11 protein-coding genes and 2 tRNA genes are annotated in these 17787 nt (G+C 45.0%); 2 read left to right on the top strand and 11 right to left on the bottom strand.

The annotated features are described in order from the left end of the window. Positions 1-47 precede the first annotated feature (47 nt). The gene (locus AC1EK4_RS05685; RefSeq protein WP_480357361.1) at positions 48-3299 is read left to right on the top strand and encodes a TonB-dependent receptor; all 3252 of its coding nucleotides are present in this window, start codon (positions 48-50) and stop codon (positions 3297-3299) included. 12 nt (positions 3300-3311) lie between these two features. Further along, on the top strand, positions 3312-4931 hold the full coding sequence (locus tag AC1EK4_RS05680; protein WP_480357359.1) for a RagB/SusD family nutrient uptake outer membrane protein: 1620 nt from the start codon (positions 3312-3314) through the stop codon (positions 4929-4931). 56 nt (positions 4932-4987) lie between these two features. Here the strand turns inward: AC1EK4_RS05680 and asnS are convergent, their stop codons facing one another. The 11 genes from asnS to AC1EK4_RS05625 all read right to left on the bottom strand — a co-directional run bounded on the left by asnS (position 4988) and on the right by AC1EK4_RS05625 (position 17777). Next, positions 4988-6382 carry an asparagine--tRNA ligase gene (gene asnS / locus AC1EK4_RS05675; RefSeq protein WP_036899574.1) on the bottom strand — a complete coding sequence of 465 codons (1395 nt, stop codon included), beginning with the start codon at positions 6380-6382 and terminating at the stop codon, positions 4988-4990. A 30-nt stretch (positions 6383-6412) separates the two neighbouring features. Beyond that, complete coding sequence (locus AC1EK4_RS05670; protein ID WP_480357357.1) at positions 6413-7897, bottom strand: pseudouridine synthase; 1485 nt, start codon at positions 7895-7897, stop codon at positions 6413-6415. A gap of 95 nt (positions 7898-7992) precedes the next feature. Next, the gene (gene purB / locus AC1EK4_RS05665; protein WP_062434008.1) at positions 7993-9339 is read right to left on the bottom strand and encodes an adenylosuccinate lyase; all 1347 of its coding nucleotides are present in this window, start codon (positions 9337-9339) and stop codon (positions 7993-7995) included. A gap of 137 nt (positions 9340-9476) precedes the next feature. Next, a tRNA-Val gene (locus AC1EK4_RS05660) sits at positions 9477-9551 on the bottom strand. A 225-nt stretch (positions 9552-9776) separates the two neighbouring features. Further along, complete coding sequence (locus tag AC1EK4_RS05655) at positions 9777-10253, bottom strand: hypothetical protein (protein ID WP_156431053.1); 477 nt, start codon at positions 10251-10253, stop codon at positions 9777-9779. A gap of 58 nt (positions 10254-10311) precedes the next feature. Further along, positions 10312-10386, bottom strand: a tRNA-Val gene (locus tag AC1EK4_RS05650). 131 nt (positions 10387-10517) lie between these two features. Next, complete coding sequence (locus tag AC1EK4_RS05645) at positions 10518-11435, bottom strand: helix-turn-helix domain-containing protein (RefSeq protein ID WP_052052954.1); 918 nt, start codon at positions 11433-11435, stop codon at positions 10518-10520. A gap of 83 nt (positions 11436-11518) precedes the next feature. Then, on the bottom strand, positions 11519-12244 hold the full coding sequence (locus AC1EK4_RS05640) for a nitroreductase family protein (RefSeq protein WP_480357356.1): 726 nt from the start codon (positions 12242-12244) through the stop codon (positions 11519-11521). Positions 12245-12559: 315 nt separating this feature from the next. Next, the gene (locus AC1EK4_RS05635; RefSeq protein ID WP_480357354.1) at positions 12560-13768 is read right to left on the bottom strand and encodes an L-serine ammonia-lyase; all 1209 of its coding nucleotides are present in this window, start codon (positions 13766-13768) and stop codon (positions 12560-12562) included. A 356-nt stretch (positions 13769-14124) separates the two neighbouring features. After that, a complete protein-coding gene (locus tag AC1EK4_RS05630) occupies positions 14125-16362 on the bottom strand; it encodes a family 20 glycosylhydrolase (protein ID WP_480357353.1) in 2238 nt (745 codons plus the stop codon). A gap of 206 nt (positions 16363-16568) precedes the next feature. Further along, a complete protein-coding gene (locus AC1EK4_RS05625; RefSeq protein WP_036899556.1) occupies positions 16569-17777 on the bottom strand; it encodes a 3-deoxy-D-manno-octulosonic acid transferase in 1209 nt (402 codons plus the stop codon). Positions 17778-17787 lie beyond the last annotated feature (10 nt).

Below are 17787 nucleotides of genomic sequence, written 5' to 3'. Positions count from 1 at the left end.
CTAACTAAACCGGCACACACTTCCTAAACATCTAAACCATTATTACTATGAACAAAAAAATGCTATTCATAGGCAGAAGAAACATTGCTAAACAAGTGAGACTTCTCTGCCTTGCAGGGTTGTTGCTTCCTATGCAGACCTTTGGTAAAAAACATCTCATCACTGTCTCAGGCAAAAATGCCCCCATCATCACAGTGATGAAACAAATAGAAAAACAGTCCGGACTGACTTTCTTCTATGACAATTCACAGGTAAACACCAACAGAAACGTTTCCATATCGGCAAAAGACCAAAGTTTGGAATCTGTATTGGCTACACTTTTCGCCAACACTGCTGTCAGCTACAAGGTGATGAACAAGAATATTGTGCTCACCACTAAGAACGAAAGTAGAACTGCCGGCAGACAAGCTCAACTAAACGACCAAGCCAAAAAGCGTATCACAGGCGTAGTAGTCGATGGAACAGGCACGCCCATCATCGGTGCTACCGTCAAGTCTAAAGACGGAAAGTCGGCAGCTGTAACCGACATTGACGGCAACTTTGTGATAGAGACTGCTCCCGGTAGCGAATTAGAAATATCATACGTAGGCTATCAGACAACTACGATAGCTGCCGCAGCCAATGGAAAGATGAATGTAACAATGCGTGAAGACCAGAAACTGCTCGACGAAGTGGTAGTTGTGGGTTATGGTACGGTACGTAAAGCCGACCTAGCCGGTTCAGTTTCGGTGATGAACGACAAGGCATTCAAAGACCAGCCCATTACCGACGTGAGCCAAGCATTCCAAGGTCGTATGGCTGGTGTGAACGTAGTACAAAGCGGTGTACCCGGTGGTAACGTAAAAATTCGTGTACGTGGTTCCGGTTCTATCAGCCGTAGCAACGACCCATTGTATGTAGTAGATGGCATTGTACGCGAAAGTGGACTGGAAGGTATCAACTCTGAAGACATTCAGAGCATTCAGGTATTAAAGGACGCATCGTCTACTGCAATCTATGGTAGCCGTGGTGCGAATGGTGTAGTATTGATCCAGACCAAGAGTGGTAAGCCCGGTATGCAGAGCGTAACGTTTGATGCCAGCCTAGGAGTGTCTAGTGCTACACACATGCCTAAGGTAATGGATGCCAGAACTTATGCCCAAGCATTGCTCGATGGTGGTAAAGTGGCCAACAAAGCAGAATTGCAAAGCTATCTAGACGGTTCTGATAAAGGTATCGACTGGATGGACGAGATATTGCGTACAGGCATTACCCAGAACTACAAGGTCGTATTGACAAAGGGAAATGCCGACACACAATATTATATTAGTGGCAACTATCTGAACAACAAGGGTGTAGTGAACCACACAGCTTACGAGCGTTATCAGGCTAAGATGAATATACACTCAAGCATTTACAAATGGCTTGACGTGACAGCCGACCTGCAATATGCTCATAGCAAGGGTACAGGTGCGGGTAACTTTGGTATGAACGAAAGCAATAACGTATTGTGGATAGGATACAACTACTCTCCTACTATGCCAATGTACGACAATATGGGCAACTTCCACAAGGACCCATACAACTCTATTCAAAGCAACCCTTACGGACTCTTGGCAGGAAATGCTTCGCAAAGTCGTCGCGATATTATCAATGGTCGCATCGACTTGAAGTTCAACATTCTTCCGGGTTTGACATTCACAACAACCAATGGATTCGATTATTATGACGGTAAAGGCTACTCGTTTGCATCTACTCGTGTTCAGCCTTCCAACGGTATGGGTAACGACGACATGCAGCGCATGATGCTACAGACCACCAACAACCTGACCTATTTAGGTAATTGGGGCAAGCACTCGCTTACAGCTACCGGTGTATTCGAAGCTAGCCGTAGCACAACCAGACTGATGGGTATCAATGGAAAGAACCTACAGACAGAGAGTGTAGGTTGGTGGAATGTGAATAATGCCGTCAACCGTGGCGCAAGCAACGGATATAGCAAATGGGCACTATTGTCTGGTGTCGGACGTTTGATGTACAACTATGCCGATAGATATATGACTACAGTTACATTCCGTGCCGATGGTAGCTCTCGATTCTCAGACAAGAAGTGGGGATACTTCCCATCTGTGGCTGCAGCATGGACCGTAACCAACGAAGATTTCATGAAGAATGTAGACTGGCTTAGCAACTTAAAGCTACGTGCTAGCTACGGTGTGATTGGTAACCAAAGCATCGACCCATACAGTACATTGGGTAATATGGCTGCCACGGGTTACGATTTCGGCACACCAAACATCTACACAGGCTATTGGGCAGCAGGCATTCCAACACCCGAACTGACATGGGAAAAGACCAAACAGTTTGACTTTGGTGTAGACATGGCTTTCTGTAACGGTCGTGTAGAGCTCTCTATCGACTACTTCTCAAAGAAGACTACCGACGCATTGCTTCGTACCCAGTTGACCGACTATCTTGGTGGAACTTCTTATTGGATTAATGCCGGTGAAGTTTCTAATAAAGGTATTGACGTAAGTTTGACCGGTCGACTCATTCAGACTGCCGACTTGCAATGGACATCTACCATCAATGGAACGTGGTTAAAGAATAAGGTTACGAAACTTACAGCCGAAAACCCAATCATTTACGGTAGCACACCATCTCCAGGAACAGTAGATCCTGCTACAATCGTGAAAGAAGGAGAAGCCATCGGTACATTCTATGGTTATCGTTGGGCCGGTCTAAAGGATGGATTGGATAGCTATTACGACAAAGACGGTAACATCACGGCCGAGCCAAAGGGCGAAGACCGCACGGTACTTGGATGTGCTAACCCTGACGTAACTATCGGATGGAACAATACCATTACTTATAAGGACTGGGAATTGAATGCATTCTTCAATGGCGCCTTTGGTGCACAACGTCTTAATCTTGTACGCTTTGCCATGAACTCAATGGTAGGTTCTTCTAAATTTGTGACCGATGCCGACTACATTTCACAAATAGGCAAGACCATGCCGGCACTGAATGCAGCAGGAAACAAGAACTATGGTAACTCAAGCAAGTGGTTGGAGAATGCCGACTATGTAAGATTGGAAAACATCAGCATAGCTTATAACCTGAAAAAACAGTTGACTCGCTTTGCCGATGTACGCTTAGCTTTCAGTGTTCAAAATCTCTTTACCATCACAGGATACAAAGGTATAGATCCCGCAGGTGTATCATTCTCGGCCAACAGTGTTGACGTAGACCATGGTATGGATATGGGTGCATATCCTTGCCCAAGGACATTTACCTTTGACGTTCGTTTCACCTTCTAATCAGAATTACGTATGAAAAAGTATATATTATTGTTAGCAGCCACCGCAGGTTTGCTAGTATCATGTACCGACCTTACTGAAGATCCAAAAGGTCAGTTAACAGAAGCGGGCTATTTCTCTACACAGAGCGAGCTCGACATGGGACTCTTTGCACTCTATGAGCAAGTGAACCATTTGCAAAACTTCACCAATATGCTCTATCCACAGTGGCAGGGAGACGACATTACAGCCAACCCCGGCTCTAACAAACAGGCTTGTGCAGAGATAGACAAGTTCTCGGTAAGCAATAATAACAAGGGTATTAAAGATGCATGGAAACGATACTACAACTTGATTAAGGCTGCCAACCTCATCGTTGATAATGTAGAGAAGACGCCAACAACCAAAGAAGAAATCAATATGGCACTAGGCCAAGCTAGATTTTGGCGTGCTTATGCCTACTATTATCTCGTTAGAATCTTTGGACCATTGCCTGTCAATCTGCACAATGCCAATGATAAAGGGACTACACCTCTTACCAATGAAGCCGGTATCTACAAGCTTATCGTAGAAGATTTGGAATTCTGCGAGAAGGTGTTACCCACAAAATACGATAAAGAACCTCGTCGTTTGTTCAACGTCGATGTATATATCACCCAGCAAGCAGCGAAATCTACTCTGGCAGCTGTCTATATGTCGATGGCCGGTTATCCATTAAATCTTGGTAAAGATTACTATGCTAAGGCTGCAACCAAAGCCAAAGAAGTGATAGACGGTGTAAAGGCTGGAAAATATAACCTACAGATGGACGCTGAATGGAAGAATGTATATTCGTATGGTAACAACTATAACAACGAGACCGTATTGGGTATTAACAACTCTCCGTTGAAGAACTGGAATACCGATTCAGAGTTCTCTAGCTGTAACTTATTTGAATCTCTCGACGGATGGGGAGATGGATGGGGAGAAATTAAGTTCTGGAAAAACTTCCCTGAAGGCCCTAGAAAGGCAGCCGTTTACAGTCCAAAGATTCGTATGAAAGACGGTAAATTGGTTGATTGGTGGGAAAAGAAGGATGGAAAACCTGTTGTAGCAGAGTATCATCCTATGTTTACAGTCTTTACACTCAATGCCGATGAGAAGGGGAAAGAGGTACGTGCACCTTACGACTACACCAAACCTCCTTACTTAGGAATGTGTACCGACACTCGTCACAAACTGATTCGCTATCCCGAAGTCATGTTATGGTACGCAGAATCAGCTGCTCGTAGCGGCAGTTCGGACTTGACACAGGCCAAAGAGTGCCTGAAAAAGGTACGTCAACGTGCTGTTAGCGCTGCCGAAGCCGATAAGGTTGGAGGCGTCAGCATTGATGCGATGTCGGCAAATGAGCTTGCCGAGGCTGCATACATGGAACATGGATGGGAAGTTGCAGGCTATTGGGTAGCCATGGTAACCCGTCGTAGCGATGAGTTCCGTATGAATCGACTGAAAGAAAACTTCGAGTATAGAAAGGCAAACAAGCCTCTTGAAGTTGCAATAGGATTCACTGCACAAGAGAGTGTGTTGGTAACAGGTAGTTGGAGTGACAATCTGATCTATATGCCGTACCCGGATACGGAAGTAGAAAAAAATGGTAATCTACATAGATAAACAAAAAAAAGAGTGGCAATCAAAATTGATTGCCACTCTTTTTTATATGATATTCCTTAGAATTCTGCCGACTTCGGTGTACGTGGGAAAGGTATTACGTCACGAATATTCTGCATACCTGTAACGAAAAGGATAAGACGTTCAAAACCCAAACCGAAACCACCATGAGGGCATGTTCCGTATTTACGGGTATCGAGATACCACCACATATCCTTCATAGGGATGTGACGCTCTTCTATTTCGCCCATCAGTTTCTCGTAATTCTCCTCACGAACAGAGCCACCAATGATTTCTCCAATCTGTGGGAACAGCACGTCGGTGCCCTGAACAGTCTTTCCATCCTCGTTAATCTTCATATAGAAAGCCTTGATTTCCTTTGGATAGTCGCTCATGATGACAGGCTTCTTGAAGTATTCTTCTACGAGATAACGCTCGTGTTCGCTCGCCAAATCCATGCCCCAAGATACAGGGAACTCGAATTTCTTGCCGTTCTTAACAGCCTCTTCAAGTATCTTCACACCCTCAGTGTAAGGCAAACGCACGAAGCTATCCTTCAAAATGCCCTGCAAACGCTCCAACAATGTCTTGTCAATCATCTTGTTGAGGAAAGCAAGATCGTCCTTACAATTGTCCAAAGCCCACTTCACGCAATACTTGATGAAATCCTCTTCCAAGTCCATCAAGTCGTTCATATCAATGAAAGCAACCTCCGGTTCAATCATCCAGAACTCTGCCAAGTGGCGAGGAGTATTACTATTCTCTGCACGGAACGTAGGACCAAAGGTATAAATCTGGCCTAGGGCTGTGGCTCCTAATTCACCTTCTAGCTGTCCACTCACGGTGAGTGAGGTCATCTTTCCGAAGAAATCATCCTCGTACTTAATCTTTCCATTCTCGTCTTTCTCCAAACGATAGAGGTTCTTCGTGGTCACTTGGAACATTTGTCCGGCTCCTTCTGCATCGCTAGCTGTAATTAGCGGCGTATTGAAATAGTAGAAGCCATGGTCGTGGAAATACTTATGAATGGCAATAGCCATATGATGGCGAATGCGCATCACAGCTCCAAAGGTATTCGTACGCAAACGTAGATGAGCATGTTGACGCATGTATTCGAATGATTGTCCTTTCTTTTGCATAGGATAATCGCTCGCGCAGAGACCATAAACTTCAATCTCACGGCACTGAATCTCTACGGTCTGACCTTGTCCTTGGCTCTCTACCAAAGTACCTGTTACGCAAAGGCAAGCCCCGGTAGTGATACTTTTGAGCATGTCGGCATCCACAGTCGTAGGGTCTACTACCACCTGTATGTTGTTAATAGTAGAACCATCGTTCAGCGCGATGAAGTCTACGGCTTTGCTACTACGATGGGTACGCACCCATCCTTTCACGATAATGTTTCGTCCAAAGTCGGTACTTTGAAGGGCATCGATGACTTTAGTTCGTTTCATATTGTTATGATAGAATCTTTAAAATACAACTTATTCAAATGCACCCATGCGGAGCATCTCTACTTCTTTCTCTGTTAAGAAACGCCAATCGCCACGGCGAAGGTTCTTCTTAGTCAATCCTGCAAACTGTACACGGTCGAGTTTGATGACACGATATCCCAAGCTTTCAAAGATACGACGTACAATACGGTTCTTTCCACTGTGTATTTCAATACCTACCTGACTCTTGTCGCGCTCGTCAGCATACTCGATTGCGTCTGCATGTATCTCTCCGTCTTCCAACTCAATACCATCGGCAATCTGCTGAATATCATGTGCTGTGACGTTCTTATCAAGATAAACATGGTATACTTTCTTCTTTAAGAACTTCGGATGAGTCAACTTACTAGCCAAATCTCCATCATTGGTAAGAAGCAATACACCTGTAGTGTTACGATCCAAACGACCTACCGGATAGATACGTTCGGGACAAGCATCCTTCACAAGTTCCATAACGGTCTTGCGTTGTTGTGGATCATCGCTCGTCGTCACGCAATCCTTAGGTTTGTTGAGCAATACATATACCTTCTTTTCCAAGGATACATTCTGGTCGTGGAACTTCACTTCATCCGTACGAAGCACCTTTGTACCCAACTCGGTAACGACGTTTCCGTTCACCGTTACCACTCCAGCCTGAATAAATTCATCAGCCTCGCGACGGCTACAAACACCTGCATTGGCCAAGAACTTGTTCAAACGAATCGGTTCGTTCGGGTCTATGTGCTCCTCCTTATACTCAATACGCTTCTTCAAACTGTATTTTGCATTAGGATCATAGCCCGGTGTGTGTTGGCGATAGCCGCCTTGATTGCCATAACCACCGCGATTATTGTAACCGCCACGATTGTTGTTTCCATAGCCGCCACGGTTGTTATAGCCATAACCACCGCGATTATTACCATAGCCACCACGGTTATTGTTGTATCCACCACGGCTGTTATAGCCACCTTGTTGACGAGGCTGGTATCCACCTTCTTCACCATTGTTATTGTAACGGGGCTGATAACCACCCTGTTGACGCGGTTGATAGCCACCTTCACCATTATTATTGTAACGAGGACGATAACCACCTTGCTGCTGACGAGGCTGATATCCTCCCTCAACATTATTATTGTAACGAGGGCGATAGCCTCCCTGCTGACGAGGTTGGTAACCACCTTCACCATTATTATTGTAACGAGGACGATAGCCACCTTGCTGTTGACGAGGTTGATAGGGACGCTGTGGGGCGCCTTGAGCATTGCTCTGTAAACCTACGCCAAATCCTTCGGGGCGGAATCCACCCTCTGAATTACCTCCGTTCATGCTACCACGCTCGCTGCTGTAAGCACGTTGTGTATGGATACGGGGGCGTTGTGAACGTCCTGTTGAATGATAGTCTCTTGAATAGCTTCCTTGTGATGCATAGCCCTCACGGCCATTCTCGCTCTGTTCTGACGACAGATTCTGATTGTTGTTTTCGTTTTCAAACTCCATTTTAATTCTCTTTGTTAAGCCTCACGGCGGTTAATAAGTTGTTGAAATAAAATCTATAATGATAATTAATAAATAATTCGTCTCTCTATATATCGTTAAATTCCGGTATAATTCATCGGTGTAATGGCCATCAATTCGGCTTTCACACTATCGCTTACATTCAATCCGGCAATGAACTCATGAATCGTTTGCTCCGTCATCTTCTGATTTGTACGCGTCAAAGCTTTCAATGCTTCGTAAGGATGTGGATATGCTTCGCGACGAAGGATGGTCTGAATAGCCTCGGCTACCACCGCCCATGTATTATCCAAGTCTTCAGTTAGTTTCTCCTCATGGAGTATCAACTTGCGCAATCCCTTCAATGTACTCTGGATAGCTATTACTGTATGTCCTACAGGTACACCCACATTGCGAAGTACAGTAGAGTCGGTCAAATCACGCTGCAAGCGACTTACCGGCAGTTTCTGAGCCAAGAATTGCAACAAAGCATTCGCTATACCGAGATTACCTTCGCTGTTCTCGAAGTCAATGGGGTTCACCTTGTGCGGCATTGCACTCGACCCAACTTCACCGGCTTTAATCTTCTGCTTGAAATAATCCATGGAGATATACATCCAAAAATCGCGGTCAAGGTCGATGATGATTGTATTGATACGACGAATACCATCAAAGAGGGCACCCATATAATCGTAGTTGCTAATCTGAGTAGTGAATTGTTCACGATCCAGACCTAGTTTTTCTTTCACAAAACGATTACCAAAATCTTTCCAATCGTAAGCAGGATAAGCCACATGATGGGCATTATAATTACCTGTTGCCCCACCAAATTTAGCTGTAATCTTGCATGCCTTCACCATCTCCAACTGCTCCTTGAGTCGATAGGCAAACACCTCTATCTCTTTACCAAGTCGTGTGGGCGATGCAGGCTGACCATGAGTTTTGGCCAACATCGGCACATCTTTCCACTCTTCTGCATAAGTCTCCAATTGCGCAATGAGTTCTTCTATCTGCGGATAGAACACCTCTGTCAAAGCATCTTTGATAGATAGTGGCACACTTGTATTATTAATGTCTTGCGAGGTCAACCCGAAATGCACGAATTCCTTGTATTCATCCAGTCCACCAATCTTGTCAAACTCTTCCTTGATGAAGTATTCCACAGCTTTCACATCGTGGTTCGTCACCTTCTCGATGTCTTTCACGCGCTGGGCACAAGCCTCATCAAACAGGCGATAAATGTCGCGTAGACGTTCAAACAGCGCATGGTCGAAAGAAGCCAACTGTGGTAAAGGAAGCTCACAAAGTGAAATAAAATACTCTATCTCTACACGGACACGATAGCGTATCAAAGCATACTCTGAAAAATAATTCGCAAGTGGTTCTGTTTTCCCTCTATAACGGCCGTCTACCGGAGAAATCGCCGTCAACTGATCAAGACTCATACTAATACGTATTTTGGTAATATATATATTATGGTGCAAAGGTACTGTTTTGCCAGAAAATCAACAAAAGCAAACTGATAAAATAATCTAAAAAGAAAAGAGTCCTATAATCATTCCGACTATAGGACTCTATTGTGTGGGCGTTGACGGATTCGAACCGCCGACCCTCTGCTTGTAAGGCAGATGCTCTAAACCAGCTGAGCTAAACGCCCTTACTCCTGTAAAGCGGTTGCAAAGGTAAAAGACTTTTTTGATACTACCAAATTTTTCGATGATATTTTTCAAAAAACAGTCAAATATCAACCCAAACAGGGTCTCATATCCTTATTTTTCTTTCTTCTTCCTATTCATCAACCATCCTATCAAATATGCCATGATGAGGACAACAAGCTCGGAATACACGATAAAAGCAACAAGCACGACAGCTTAGAGCACTGTTATCCATTAGTTTTAAAGCATAATCTACCTAAAAAGCTAATAAATAAAGCAGCTATCAAATATAGTAATACATACCCAACGCATAACGTATAATCGCCCCAATCAGTCCACCCCGGAATAATGCAAACCAAATCTCCCACTGCATCTTCTTGATAACAAGTAGCAGCTGGTGGCAAAGATAGTGAGAATATGAATGTAGTTATCAACCATGTCAGCATAGTAACTAAGCATGCAAAGAAGCGAATTACATAAGTACGACAAAAGATATGAACCGCCAAATCGACAATAATACCAGTTATTCCGAGTATCAATAACAGGTAATAATACAAGACACCCGCCAAAGAATCTCCTTGTTCCGGAAGCAGATAGCAGCAGCCTAATACAAATAATAAGAATATCAAGCCCGCTATGTAACCAACAAATACCGCAAGATATTTACGTAAATGCTTTATATAAAATCTCACAAAATTACTCATAGGCCATAAATAAAAAAAATCCCTGCAACCTTAAACGGCTACAGAGACTATCTCTATGTGGGCGTTGACGGATTCGAACCGCCGACCCTCTGCTTGTAAGGCAGATGCTCTAAACCAGCTGAGCTAAACGCCCTTACTTTCGTAAAGCGATTGCAAAGGTAGAATACTTTTTGTACACTGCCAACTTTTTATGAAAGTTTTTTCATCTAAGCTCTTATTTTTTTCTTTTCAAGCCCCTCTCCTACATATATCGAGCCACTTATCTTATGTATTTCGCAGCGTTTCCCGATATTTCATGGGTGGCATTCCACAATGTTCTTTCACATATTTTCCAAAGAATGAGACGTTTTGGAAACCGGTCTTATGGGCAATTTCTTTGGCCGAGAGGTCGGTAGAGCGCAGATAATAATTAATATCTGCCAAAGTATACTCACGTATCCAATCGTTAGCTGTCTTGCCCGATTGCTTTTTACAAATAACAGTCAGGTATTTTGGACTGATAAACAGTTCTTGCGCATATTCCTCTACAGGCCGATGCTTCACCTCACTATTCTGCAATAAAGAGACAAAACGGGTAAAAATTCCGTCGCTGGCTTGATGGTCTTCAGGCACATTATTCATGCTATCGGTAAGCAAAGAACATAGTCCCAGCAACGCACACTTGATTAAAGTCTGCACCAACTCGCCCTTGAACGGTTTCCAAGCCGTTGATTGAGCACCTGCATCAATACAAAGCCCCAACAAACTATAAAACTGTTGGTAGAACAAAGTGTCTTGTTCGGTTAACTTCACCTTTGATATTCGATTCACATAAACAGCCTGCGTCCACACATTCATATTATTATGAAGGATGTTACGCAGCCCATTGGTCGTGATACACAGTACAGCGCATTCAAAATCGGGACTCACCATGACATTTTCTATCATGGCATTAGGAGCACATAAAATTGCCTCGCCCATACAAATCGTAACAGACACCCCATCCAATTGGCCTTGCATGCGTCCTCGTTTGCAAAAAGCTATCGCATTCATGTTTACTCGTATGGGATCAGGTTCAGACAGAGCACGAAGATTATCAATCAACATGATGTCCGAATCAGAATATCCTATTTCCACATGAGCACCTTCTTGAACATCTGCAACAACCTGTTGCCAATCTCTCACACGGCCTTTATGTTCCATTTTACTTCCTATACCATTTGATTTTGATACAAAAGTAACACTAAAACATCAAACAGACTATCCTTTTTAGATATTTTTATTGATCAGATACGATGATATTGTTGATCGAAAGGTAGGCGGAAACGGTCACCCCATACACCATCGGGTAGGCGCATACCACAGGTGATAACCATATTGATTTCGGTACCACAAGGCAAGTGTAGTGCTTTCTTGACAAGGGCACTATCAAAACCTTCGACCGGACAAGTGTCGTAACCAGCCTCACTCATAGCCAACATGAAGGTTTGTACGGCAAGTGCACAACTCTTATGGACAACCACCCTAACATCTTGTTCGCTCACTTGGCGCACCATAGGACGGAACAATCCGATGGTTTGCGCCAACAGTTTACGGAACAATCCCAACATACCGAAACAGCGAGCATACTGGAACGGCATCAACTTACCATAGTACATCTCCCAGCGTTTCGTACGTTTCTCGTGCTTTTCTGCCGGACTATTGCGCTTCACATCTTCCACCAAGAATTCGAAATTAGCCTTCGCATGCCCCTTATAGAGGTCTTGACGCGTCACAAACACCACCATCTGTTGGGCGGTAGAAGCCGTTAACTGGTCCAGACAAGCATGCGTCAACTGCTGCAACACCCCCTTATCGGTCACATGATAGGCTTCCCACAATTGCATATTAGAACTGGTAGGTGCCAATGTCGCCATTTCTATACATTGGCACACGCGCTCACTGTCGAGCGGTTGCGCCGGGTCGTAGTGGCGAACGGCCCTTCTGTGATTTAAAATTTCCTGTAAAGTCATAAGAATTATATTAACCTCCCCCGTCCCCTCCCAAGGAGGGGAGTGCCTACAGAGACTATATTACATTGATAGTTGATTAACCTCCCCCGTCCCCTCCCAAGGAGGGGAGTAACTAAGAGGATTATATTGAACAACCGATTCCTATTCTCCCCTCTCCTTAGGAGAGAGGATGAAAGTGAGGTTTTACTTCTTCCTACACATGCTCATAACTTCTCCCCTCTCCTTAGGAGAGAGGATGAAGGTGAGGTTTTACTTCTTCCTACACACGCTCATAACTTCTCCCCTCTCCTTGGGAGAGGGGACGGGGGTGAGGTTTTACTTCTTCCTATACGCCCTCGCTAGCCCCCCTTCACTCGTTTCTTTATATACCGAAGGCAAGTCGTGGCCAGTTTGCTTCATCACCTCCACCACATGGTCGAACGATACACGGTGTTTACCATCGGAGAAAGTTGAATATAGATTGGCATCGAGGGCACGAGCGGCCGCAAAGGCATTACGCTCGATACACGGAATCTGTACCAATCCGCACACAGGATCGCAAGTCATACCCAAGTGATGTTCCAATCCCATCTCGGCAGCATACTCTACTTGCGAGGGCGTACCGCCAAACAACTGGCACGAAGCGGCTGAAGCCATGGCGCAAGCTACCCCTACCTCACCTTGACAACCTACGTCGGCGCCCGATATAGAAGCATTCTGCTTCACGATATTACCGAACAATCCGGCAGTTGCCAAGGCATGTAGAATCTTCGTTTCGCTGAAGTTATGGGCATGACGTAAATGATAAAGCACTGCCGGAATGACGCCACAAGCACCACAAGTAGGTGCAGTGACCACCGTTCCACCGGCCGCATTCTCTTCGCTCACAGCCAATGCGTAGGCATAAACCAGTCCGCGTGACTGCAACGACTGTCGGAATCCCTGAGCCTTCACATAATAGGTAGAGGCCTTACGAGGCAAATGTAACACACCGGGCAATACTCCCTCGGTCTCTATACCGCGCTTCACGGCATCCTCCATCACATGCCAAACCTCAGCAAGGAAATCCCATATATCTTTGCTTTCACACTGTTCCACATATTCCCAAAAGCTCATACCGTGGTCTTCGCACCACGCTTGAATCTCGGTAAGCGTATTCAACTGATAGGTATCTTCGACGTCTGCCAATGTATCTTCGATTCCCTCTGACAGATTTCCACCACCGATACTGTACACCGTCCATTCTTCCTTGATCTTCCCATCAGCATCAAAAGCTGCAAACTTCATACCATTCGGATGGTAAGGCAAGAAGACTGTAGGTTCCCAATGAATAGTTACGGGAGCCACAGGAGTAAGCACTTCCTCAATAGCCATATCCGTCATATGTCCTTTACCGGTAGCAGCCAGACTGCCATAGAGGGTCACTTCAAAGTGTGTTGCGTTTTCATGGCGTTCCACAAAAATCTTGGAAGCTCTATGAGGTCCCATCGTGTGACTGCTCGAAGGACCTATCCCAATCTTGTATATTTCTCTAATCGACTTCATAGGTTTATCATATCATTCGCTCCATGCGATTCATAAGCAAAAGTAATAAATAAGTATGGAATGCCAAAATATTCCCTTTCGTTTTGCTGCAGAGGCTTGGCAATCTTGCTGCATAGCTCAAACAGCATAGCTGAAAAGCCGAAACAGCATTGCTGCTGAAGCGAAGCAGCAGCCCCCACCCTGACCCTCCCCAAAAGGGGAGGGATATATAGAGAGTTAACAAGTAGGCAAAATGGCGAGTAAACAAGGTTTCCATGGAGTAGATAAAGAGGTAATAGGAAGTAATTAAACAAAGAAACCGACCTACAGAAACAAGTCCATAGGTCGGTCCATCTAGTTATAATGACATATAAAAACTAGTGTCGATAGCTCACTTGACCGGCACCTGACACCCGCAGGCTCAACTGTCCACCGTTGTGGTCGAAGTATCTTACCTCAATAGGATGCAGCCCCTTGCGCATGGCATGCTGCCCCACAACCTCTTGTGGTGAATGGTCTCCATCGTTATCGACGACCATCTGACCATCTACTTTCAGCCAACTACCGTCGTCGGACAACAATGCAAAAGTATAAATACCATCTTCGGGAACATCAATATAGCCCGTTATCACCAACCCGATGTTACCACTTACCTCTTTCGGAATCTCTACTTTATCAACTGTATAAGTGCCATTAATCGGCGCCTTCTCTATATCTGCACAACCGGAACCATCATATTCATGCCACACTACTTGCAATCCGGGGTTGACATTATCCGCAGATACGGCCGGAGCATAATCTTCTTTCTGATAACGGAAATGCACGGTGTTGTCTTTACGTCCATCAGTTCCGAACAAGCGGAACGCGAAATCGGTGGTAGAAGTCACACGCAACGGTGCGGTATAACGCTGTGAAGAGGCTTGTGGAATACTGCCATCAGTGGTATAACGTATCACAGCCGAGGGATCTTGACAATCTACTTTCACCTGCGCCTCATCGGTAAACACATTCACCCGATGGAATCCGGTGAGCGGTGGAATGCGATAAGTCACACCTAACTGTTGCAAACGAGGGTAATGAGCCACTACTCTACGATTGAAACCATCCCAGTCTTTACCCGTTCCATTCCAACCTAACTCAGCCACTGCCAACATTCGGGGGAACGACTGGAAATACATTCGCTCGCGTGTGGGTACCCATTCCGTCCATAGATTGCCCTGTACACCGAGTACCAAGTGGCTGTTAGCCTCTGTCACTCCATTAGGACGCATGTTGTAACCATATATTTTTTGCATGCCGGCAGCATCGCCATCGTAGTCAAGATAGAATTCGGTATTCGGTGTTAGAATCACAGAATTACCGTGGTCTGCAGCTTGTTTGGGTGCCGATGGATTCCAGTTGCGCCACCACATCACCGTAGACGTAGCCGAGAGTCCACCTTCGATAATCTCGTCCCAGCCTATCATCTTGCGCCCATTAGCATTGATGAACTTCTCCATCTCATGGAGGAACCATGCCTGTAACTCATGCTCGTTTTTCAAATGCTGCTCTTTAATGCGACGTTGGCAGTCGGGACAAGTCTTCCAATTCTTCTGATCGACCTCGTCACCGCCTATATGTACATACTCACCGGGGAAGAGTGAGAACACTTCGCGCCATACATCCTTGCAAAAATCAAGCATGTGGTCTTTGCCGGGACATAGCGGTGTGGTGAACAATTTGCCCCAACCAGTCTGTTCAAAACACGAAAGTCCTTTGTAATTGGCAATAGCAGCCAAACTATGACCGGGCATATCAATCTCTGGAATGACGTCGATACCGCGGTCGCGAGCATAAGATACAATGGCACGAATATCGTCTTGCGTATAGAAGCCACCATACTTGCCATCACCACGTACATTCTTAGCCGCTGGCATGAGAGCTGGATTATCCTCCTTTTGGGCACGATTGATACAAACGGTATCCTGATTATTGTATGTACGCCAAGCCCCATACTGTGTCAACAGCGGGTACTTCTTGATTTCGATGCGCCATCCTTGGTCATCAGTGAGGTGCCAATGAAACTTATTTATCTTGTAAAGCGCCAACACATCAAGCAATTCCATCACCTCATCACGGGTAAAGAAATGGCGAGAACAATCTAGTTCCATGCCACGCCAAGCAAACTTGGGAGTATCGGTAATATTCACTGCCGGCACCGTCCAAACACGTTTTACAGCCTCGCGCGACTCTATTTGCACAGGCAACAACTGGCGGAGCGTAGCAATGCCATTCACCACGCCACGATAGTCGGCTCCCTTGATGGTGATACCACGCATATCGGACTGCAGTTGATAGCTACCACTAATACCCTTATTGGTCAACATAAGACGAATGGAACCTTTACCCTTCTTCTGACGAAAGGCATAACCGGTGGGTGTAGCCAGCAGTTTAGCTAAATAAGCAGCAGCCGGACGCAGCGAAGCATTATCACAACTGATAGTAGTTTTTGCGGTAAGCGTATAACCACCTTGCCCCCATTGCACGTTGGTAGGTTGCGGAATGAGTTGCGCATGAAGCGTAGAAACAACGGTAAGCAATAAAGCTACAAGTAGTATCCTGAATAATTTAAACATGATTTTGGGTTTATAAGTTATCGTATTATCTAAGTATATCCTATTAGCAAAATAGACATTACAAAAATAAGAAGAACAAATGAATTAATGGTATCATCTAGAAAACAATTGCATCAAAACCCATAAAAAAGAAGCAATTCGTGTACCGATGAAACAAAGAAAGCCTATCTTCAAGGCAAATAGGCTGGCATCGAAGCGAGAAATAGTTATAAATGACTGAGCACTTTATCGGTAGCACCCGTAAAACCGGCAACAAATCGGCCAGCAGCATCGCCACTGGCTTTCAAGAAATCGGTTTGGGCGAATTGAGACATCAAGCTATTGAAGTCGTCGGCATTAGTAATCTCAAAGCCACCTTTGGCTGCCATAAGTCCTTGAGCCTCCTGAAAATGCTTATTGTTCGGGCCAAATATCACAGGAATATTCCAAACGGCAGCTTCCAAGACATTATGGATGCCCACACCGAAACCACCACCTACATACGACACCTCGCCATAATGATAGATTGACGACAGCAAACCAAAACAGTCTATGATAAGACAGTCAGCCGTAGCAGCCTCTTCCTGAGTCGCTTGAGTATATCGTATCGCTTTGCGATTGAGCTTGGAGAGGATTTGTTTCAAGTGGTCTTCACCTATCACATGAGGTGCGATAATCAACTTCCAATCCTTATGCTCATTGAAATAAGAGATGAAAATATCCTCATCAGGAGGCCAACTAGACCCGGCAACAAACACCGGACGCTCTTGCTTGAAAGCCTCAACAATGGGCAAACGCTTGCTGGCTTCCTTGATTTGAAGTACACGGTCGAAACGCGTATCGCCCACCACGTCGACATCGGTAACACCGAATCTAGCCAAAAGAGCCTTACTCTCAGCGTTCTGTACAAAGAAACGTTTGAAACATTTCAATACTTCTGCATATCGACGACCATACCATTTGAAGAAGATTTGGTCTTCGTGAAAAATACTAGACACACTATAAGCAGGCACACCTCGATGCTTCAAGATGTGCAGATAGTTGTACCAAAACTCATATTTGATGAAAAAGGCCATGACGGGACGCACCGTACGCAGGAATCGACGGGCATTGCGAATGGTATCAAGGGGCAGATAACAAACTATATCTGCACCCTCGTAGTTCTTTCGCACTTCATAGCCTGAGGGAGAAAAGAATGTAAGCAGTATCTTATATTCAGGATGTTCGCGCCGCATACGTTCCATCAAAGGGCGTCCTTGTTCAAATTCGCCAAGCGAAGCAGCATGAAACCAAACGTACTTTGCAGCAGGATCAACTTGCTCACGCAGCAAAGCGATAGCCTGACGCTCGCCTTTCCACATCTTTTTGACCTTCTTATTGAAGAGACTGGCAATAGCTACTCCAATCAGATATAGGTATATGATGACTTGATACACGACTATGCTA

The sequence above is a fragment of the Prevotella sp. C0026C3 genome (assembly GCF_056590795.1).
Note: the sequence above shows the minus strand (reverse complement) of the source record. Positions and strands in the feature narration are given on the sequence as shown.